The sequence below is a fragment of the Nocardia tenerifensis NBRC 101015 genome, from assembly GCF_000308715.1.
Lineage (GTDB): Bacteria > Actinomycetota > Actinomycetes > Mycobacteriales > Mycobacteriaceae > Nocardia > Nocardia tenerifensis.
In genome coordinates this window covers 50354-56967 of the sequence record NZ_BAGH01000302.1, presented here as the reverse complement: position 1 = coordinate 56967, position 6614 = coordinate 50354, and the positions used below count along the sequence as shown (strand labels likewise).

Below are 6614 nucleotides of genomic sequence, written 5' to 3'. Positions count from 1 at the left end.
GCTCGCGCGCCGGGGATCTCGGTCAGCTGTCGGGCGAGCAGTTCGGCCGCGTCCGGCGCGGCGGCGGCGCCCGCGGCACCAACGAACAGGGAGAAGGTGAGATCAGCCGCCGCGAGCCGATCGATGACGGTGCCGATCGCGCTTGCCGCGGCCTCGACGCCGCCCGCGTTGGCCAGGCCGGGTGCGCCCGGCGTATCGGCGGATCGCGTTTCCTGTCCGTCGAGCCGCAGGGAGCCGCGGCACCCCGTCTTGCCGAGATCGATCGCGAGAACGTGGTCGGTCATCCGACCATCCTCGCTCGGTTGTCGGCTGCGCGGTGCGCCACGCCCCGAAAGTTTCGCCGGCGAGGCCGACTGGGGAGAGCTGGGGAACACGCGCAACGGCCGACGCGGACACCCGGGCGGGCGTCCGCGTCAGTCGAGGATGAGCGAATTACGGTGTGGAGTAACCGATCAGGGCGCCGATGCCCGCGCCGATGGGGATGGTGACCAGGGCGCCGACGCCGCCGAGGAAGAAGCCGATCACCGCGCCGATGCCGGCGCCGATCAGGGCCCCGACGCCCGCGTTGTACTGCTTGCGGGCCACGGTGTCGTCCTGCTGGTCGACCAGTTGAGCCAGGTGCGCACTGGTTTCCGGCGCGCTGATGGGAGTCATGGTGAGGGTGCGACCGACGTCGCTGATCTGCGGGCGCAGGCCGAAGGTCTGGCCGTTGACGGTGAAGGAGGTCGGCAGCGTCGCGATGACGGCGCCCGCGGCGTCGGTCAGGGTGACCGCGGCGGCGTCGCCGGTCAACGCGAACCGGCCCGCGTCGACGGTGGTGATCACCCCCCGGCCGTCCGTCGCCGCCGTGTAGGCGAGTCCATGATCGACGCCGCGCACGCTGACCTGGGCCGATGGATCGATTACCGGTTGTGCGTTGACGATGCCCGCGGTGATTCCGGTGGCACCTACTGCGAGAAGGGCGGTGGCAAATCCTTTGACTTTCATCGTGTTTCCCCACATGTTCTGTCGGCCACGACAGCCGATACGTCCGCGTGAAGCCGGATCAGGCCCTCACCATTCTCACTCGGTCGTCCGCGCCGAGTGATCGATTCCGCGAATCCCGCGCAACGAAATCCGGGGAATTCACCTGCGTAATCGTTGACCGCACAACGTTTTCAGGCTGTGCCGTCATCCCGCGCGGAGGTATTTTCGTGAGTTGCCGCCGCTACGCTGGAACCCGGCGACGGTCGTCATCTGCTCTGCGACACGGCGTCGCCCACGAGCGAGGAGCCGCCGATCTCCTGACAGCGCTCGGCGGAATCGCTACTGTCCGAGGACATTCAAGGCAGACCGTGTCGGCAAGCGCTGGTGACCTCAGGCGTGTCGCGGGCTCTGCCCCTTCTCGACCTGGGGAGAACGCAGTGAGATTCACAAGAGCCGGTGCGTTGACGGCGGCGGTGCTACTGGCCACAAGCCTCGGATTGGCCGCGTGCTCGTCGGACGACAAGTCCGACGCAGGCATCGTCACGAGCAATATCACCGAGCCGCAGAACCCGTTGTTGCCCGCCAACAACAACGACAACAACGGCAGCCGCATCGTCGACCGGCTCTTCGCCGGGCTCAAGTACTACGACGCCAACGGTGTCGCGCACGACGACATGGCGCAGGCGATCGAGACGACCGACCGCAAGAACTACACGATCAAGTTGAAGCCGGACTGGAAGTTCACCGACGGCACGGCGGTGACCTCGAAGTCCTACATCGACGCGTGGAACTACGCCGCGCTCGGCACCAACGCACAGCTGCAGGGCTACGTCTTCTCCAATATCGTCGGCTACGACGAGGTCGCCGCGGAAAAGCCCACGGCACAGACGATGTCGGGCCTGAAGGCCGTCGACGACCGCACCTTCACCATCGCGCTGAAGAGCCCGTCGATCGACTTCGAGCTCGCGCTCGCCTTCACCCCGTTCTATCCGCTGCCCGAGGTCGCGTTCAAGGACATGAAGGCGTTCGGCGAGAACCCGATCGGCAACGGCCCCTACAAGATGGCGCGCACGGGCGCGTGGGAGCACAACGTCAAGGTCGACCTGGTGCCGAACCCGGACTACAAGGGCGAGCGCCCGGCCAAGAACAAGGGCCTGCGGTTCGTGATGTACCAGTCGTTCGACACGGCCTACGCGGATCTGCAGGCGGGCAACCTCGACGCGCTGGACACGATCCCCGACAGCGCGCTGTCGTCCTACAAGAACGACCTCGGCTCGCGCGCGATCACCAAGCCCACCGCGCAGAACCAGCACATCAGCAGCCAGACCAACATCCCGCACCTGGCGGGCGAGGAAGGCGTGCTGCGCCGCAAGGCGCTCTCGATGGCGATCAACCGAGAACAGATCTGCGAGAACATCTTCCGCGGGACCAGGGTGCCCTCGCGCGACTTCACCGCGATCACCCTGCCCGGTTTCAACGGAGACCTGCCCGGCTCCGAGGTGCTGAAGTACAACCCGACCGAGGCCAAGAAGCTGTGGGCGCAGGCCGACGCCATCTCCCCGTGGTCGGGTCGCTACGAGATCGCCTACAACTCCGACGGCGGGCATCAGGCGTGGATCGAGGCCGTGGCCAACAGCATCAAGAACACCCTCGGCATCGAGGCCATCGGCGCGCCGTACCCGACGTTCAAGGACATCCGGACCGCGATCACCGCGCGGACCATCGGCAAGGCGTTCCGCTACGGCTGGCAGGGCGACTACCCGACGATGCTCCAGTTCCTCACCGCCGAGTACTACACCGGCGCCGGAACCAACAACGTCGACTACAAGAATCCCGCGTTCGACAAGCTCATCGATCAGGCCTTGGCCGCGCAGAGTCTCGAGGAGTCCTACAAGTTCGTCGGAGAGGCCCAGGCCTTGCTGTTCCGGGATATGGCCGACATTCCGGTGCTCGATTTCATCGCCACCGCCGGTCTGGGTGAGAAGGTGAAGAAGGCCGAACTCACCTGGAACGGCCAGTTCGATTTCGAGAACATCGAGAAGTAGCGTCTCGGTGCGCCGCGCCGCCGGGAACGGTGGCGCGGCGGTACGGGTGTGCCCGCTGCCGGGACCGGCTCGGTCCGGGTAGGCTGACCCGTCGATCGGACACGCGCACGTAAATGAGGTGGTGGCGGAATGAGTGAACGGGTATCCGAATCCGTGACGGGGACAACCACGGTTGCTGTCACGGTGCCCGCGTCGCCGGAACAATTGACGATGCTGCGCGCCCTCGCCGAGACCGTATTGCTGATCGCCGATTTCGGCCTCGACGAGGTGACCGATATCCGTCTCGCGCTCGATGAGATCGCGACCGTGCTCATGCAGGACGCGGCGCCCGGCTCGACGATCGACTGCGCGTTCTCCTACGGCGAGGGCGTGCTGAACGCCAGTATTCGCGCGGTGGGCACGTCGGACACCGAGGTGGGCTCGGGCAGTTTCGGCTGGCACATCGTGCAGACCCTGACCGACTCGGTCACGGCGACCAGGGCGCCCTTCGATGACGCCGTCTCCGGCTACCCGACTGTCGTCGACTTCGTGTGGGCCCGGGGCGTCCTCGATGAACAATGAGGCGACGACGTCCGGCGTGGGCAACGAGTCGCGCCGGCGTGGTGGGGACAGCTACGACAATATCGAGCCGCTGTTCCTCGAGCTGAGCGAGCTCGACGCCGACGATCCGCGGCGCGCGGCCGTGCGGGAGGAGCTCATCAGCCGCTGTCTGCCGCTGGCCGAGCACATCGCGCGCAAATTCACCGGGCGCGGCGAGAACTTCGACGACCTCCTACAGATCGCCCGCGTCGGCATGGTGGCCGCGGTGGACCGGTTCGACGCCTCGCACGGTTCGCCGTTCCTGGCCTTCGCGGTGCCCACGATCATGGGCGAGGTGCGCAGGCACTTCCGTGACTACACCTGGTCGGTGCGGGTTCCGCGGCGGCTCAAGGAGATTCAGCAGACCATCGCGCCCGCCATCGAGACGCTCGCGCAGCGGCTCGGCCGGATGCCCAAGGCGCGCGAGATCGCCGAGGAGCTCGGCGCCGACCTCGTCGAGGTCACCCAGGCGCTGATCGCCCGCAACGCCTACCAGACCTCCTCCATCGACGTCGGCCTCGACAGCGACGACGACAACGCCCCGCGTTCGCCGCTGGACACCCTCGGCGCCGAGGAGCCCGAGTACCAGACCGTCGAGGACTACCTCGCCGTGAAACCGCTCATCGCGGCGCTGCCCGAACGCGAACGCCAGGTCCTGATCATGCGATTCTTCGAATCCAAGACCCAAGACCAAATAGCCGCCCAACTCGGCGTCTCCCAAATGCAGGTCTCCCGCATCCTCTCCAAAACCCTGAGCACCCTGCGCGAGCAGGCCCTCCGCGACTGACACCGTCTACCGGTGCCGGTGGTGTAGGACCGCCGGCACCGGCGCGGCGGACTACCGTTGTCCGGTAGCCAACCGGAGCCGAACAAGCCGTCACTCCTAGCCTGAGCCCGTGAATGCCGATATTGAGGGCGCGGTTCGTGTTGCCCGTCTTGCTGCGGAGTTCGAGTGGTCCGGGAAGGTCGATGATGTCGAACCGTTCTGTGCCGCGGCTGGGTGGGAGATCGTGGAGGAAGGGCAAGATCCCGGTGATTCGCACCGATCTCGCGGTGAACCGGCCTCTGGCGGTCATCAATCTGCGGAAGCGGCGGCTGGATTACCTGTCGGTCTATGTCACCGACGCCACCGCGTCGGACGCCATACCTCTCGAAGTTGAACCCGAGTTGAGAGCGTGTTTCGCCGATCTGGGCCGGGCGTTGACCCAAACGTTGGGTGCTCCAACCCGACAGGACATCGACAAGGTTCTCCGGTGGGATCTGTCCAGGGTCGTTCTCCGATTGAGGAGAGGCATTGGTTCGGTTCGTTTTGATCTGGTCGGCCGCGAATACCAGGCGGAACTGGATGAGCCTGACCCCGAGGATGAGGATTGATCGCCAGCAGGCCGCGGCGTTCCCCACGCCAGTCAGCCGCCCCTACTGCCCATCGGCTGGGTGACGCCCCGCTTCAGCCGTGGTGGCCCGAGTGGGCGTCGGTTTCCGTGCCGGGCATGTCCATTCGCATCGGAGTGGGTTGCCGGCCCGGGGCGAGGACCAGGAATTGGCCCATCATGCCGTGGTCTTCGTGCAGGAGCAGGTGGCAGTGGAACATGTACGGGTAGGTGGGGTCGCTGTGGTGGGCGAAGTGCATCGCTAGGCGGTAGGTGCGTTGGGGCTCGGTGTAGAGGGTGTCTTTCCAGCCGGATAGGGCGGGGGGTGGGGCCTGGTCGTCGATGTCGAGCACCTGGAACTGCACGTCGTGGACGTGGAAGTTGTGTGGCCAGTTGTCGTTGTTGCGGACTGTCCACACCTGCGTGGTGTCGACGGGGACGGTCAGGTCGACGCGGTTCATGTCCATGCGCTGGTTGTTGATCATGAACCACTTCAGTTCGAAGGTGTGGTCGGGGGCGGTGCCCGGTTGTGCGAGCGGCGCGATCGTGGCGAGCGAAACCGGCAGGGGCGCAGACGGTTTCGGGTTTTGCGCCGCGCGTAGTCGCAGGATGTCGAAGCTGTCGTCGAAGCCGAACTCGGCGGCCCGGTCGATGTCCCTGCGCTGTTCGATCGGCAGCGACCGGAGCACGATTTGCTCGCCGCCGCGCATTTCTACGACGAGTTCGGCCCGCTCGCCGGGACTGAGCTGGATGTTCGGCAGCGTCACGGGCGCGGTGAGCAGGCCGCCGTCGGTGGCGATGAGCTGGAACGGGCGGTGGTCGGCGAAGGCCAGGTTGTAGATGCGGCCCGACGATCCGTTGAGGATGCGCAGGCGGACCCGGTCGGTGCGGACGTCGAGGTGCGCGCCTGCGATGCCGTTGACGACGATGGTGTCCCCGAGCAGGCCGACGTCGGTCGGGTCGGACTCGTCCAGCGCGCCGTCGGCGGTGAGGCGGCGGTCCTGGATGATGAGCGGAATGTCGTCGACCCCATAGTCTTTCGGCAGATCGAGGGCGTCGGTCGTCTCGTCGTCGACGATGAACAGTCCCGAAAGTCCGCGGTAGACATGCTTTTCGGTGCCGCCGTGCGGATGCGGGTGGTACCAGAGCAGCGCGGCCTGCTGATCGATGGTCCACGCGGGTTCCCAGGTGCCGCCGACGGGGATCGTCTGGTGCGGTCCGCCGTCGAAGCGCGCGGGCAGGTGCATGCCGTGCCAGTGCACCGTGGTCGGCTCCGGCACGGCGTTCCGGATGGTGAACGCCACCGTCTCGTGCCGCCTGGCGCGCACGGTCGGTCCGAGAATCGAACCGCTGTAACCCCAGGTCGGCGTGCGCTTGCCGGGCAAGATCTCCGATGTGCCCTGCTGGATGTCGAGGGTGAATCGGCGCACGCCGTCCGGCCCCACCGTGGACGCGGCCAGCGGAGGTATCGGCAGCGGCCTGGTCGCCGGGCCGGGGATCGGTGAGCCGGATCGCCCCGCGCATGCCGCGAGCGGCACTGTGCATGCCGCGGCGAGTCCGGCCAGGAAGCCTCGTCTCGAGACCACGTTCTACTCCTTCGCTCATGGTTACCTCCAGCCTCGATTGCCGACGGATTGCGGAGATCGTCCGCAGA

General features: G+C 66.6%; 6 protein-coding genes and 1 pseudogene. 4 read left to right on the top strand and 3 right to left on the bottom strand.

The features are described from left to right. Both ON39_RS24205 and ON39_RS24200 read right to left on the bottom strand, forming a co-directional pair. Positions 1 to 284, bottom strand: a pseudogene (locus tag ON39_RS24205) (hypothetical protein); the annotation flags it as partial. A 148-nt stretch (positions 285 to 432) separates the two neighbouring features. Beyond that, positions 433 to 987: a DUF8020 domain-containing protein gene (locus ON39_RS24200; protein WP_040737761.1), complete on the bottom strand. Its 555-nt coding sequence runs from the start codon at positions 985 to 987 to the stop codon at positions 433 to 435. A 416-nt stretch (positions 988 to 1403) separates the two neighbouring features. Between ON39_RS24200 and ON39_RS24195 the strand changes: the two genes are divergently transcribed. From ON39_RS24195 to ON39_RS24180, 4 genes are all read left to right on the top strand, one after another. Then, positions 1404 to 3011: a peptide ABC transporter substrate-binding protein gene (locus tag ON39_RS24195; RefSeq protein WP_246002947.1), complete on the top strand. Its 1608-nt coding sequence runs from the start codon at positions 1404 to 1406 to the stop codon at positions 3009 to 3011. A gap of 129 nt (positions 3012 to 3140) precedes the next feature. Further along, positions 3141 to 3572: an ATP-binding protein gene (locus tag ON39_RS24190; protein WP_051186983.1), complete on the top strand. Its 432-nt coding sequence runs from the start codon at positions 3141 to 3143 to the stop codon at positions 3570 to 3572. Continuing rightward, positions 3562 to 4377 (top strand): RNA polymerase sigma factor SigF, encoded by an 816-nt coding sequence (locus ON39_RS24185; RefSeq protein ID WP_051186982.1) that lies wholly within the window; start codon positions 3562 to 3564, stop codon positions 4375 to 4377. The genes ON39_RS24190 and ON39_RS24185 overlap by 11 nt, the downstream gene beginning before the upstream one ends. 182 nt (positions 4378 to 4559) lie before the next feature. Further along, positions 4560 to 4964, top strand: a complete 405-nt coding sequence (locus tag ON39_RS24180) for a DUF6301 family protein (RefSeq protein WP_051186981.1) — start codon at positions 4560 to 4562, stop codon at positions 4962 to 4964. A gap of 73 nt (positions 4965 to 5037) precedes the next feature. Here the strand turns inward: ON39_RS24180 and ON39_RS24175 are convergent, their stop codons facing one another. Beyond that, positions 5038 to 6546 (bottom strand): multicopper oxidase family protein, encoded by a 1509-nt coding sequence (locus tag ON39_RS24175; protein WP_040737759.1) that lies wholly within the window; start codon positions 6544 to 6546, stop codon positions 5038 to 5040. Between the last annotated feature and the right edge of the window lie 68 nt (positions 6547 to 6614).

Excerpts from the sequence above, each read along its gene's own strand:
- ON39_RS24200 (WP_040737761.1), bottom strand. The coding sequence starts at position 987 with ATGAAAGTCAAAGGATTTGCCACCGCCCTTCTCGCAGTAGGTGCCACC.
- ON39_RS24190 (WP_051186983.1), top strand. The coding sequence starts at position 3,141 with ATGAGTGAACGGGTATCCGAATCCGTGACGGGGACAACCACGGTTGCT.
- ON39_RS24185 (WP_051186982.1), top strand. The coding sequence starts at position 3,562 with ATGAACAATGAGGCGACGACGTCCGGCGTGGGCAACGAGTCGCGCCGG.
- ON39_RS24180 (WP_051186981.1), top strand. The coding sequence starts at position 4,560 with ATGATGTCGAACCGTTCTGTGCCGCGGCTGGGTGGGAGATCGTGGAGG.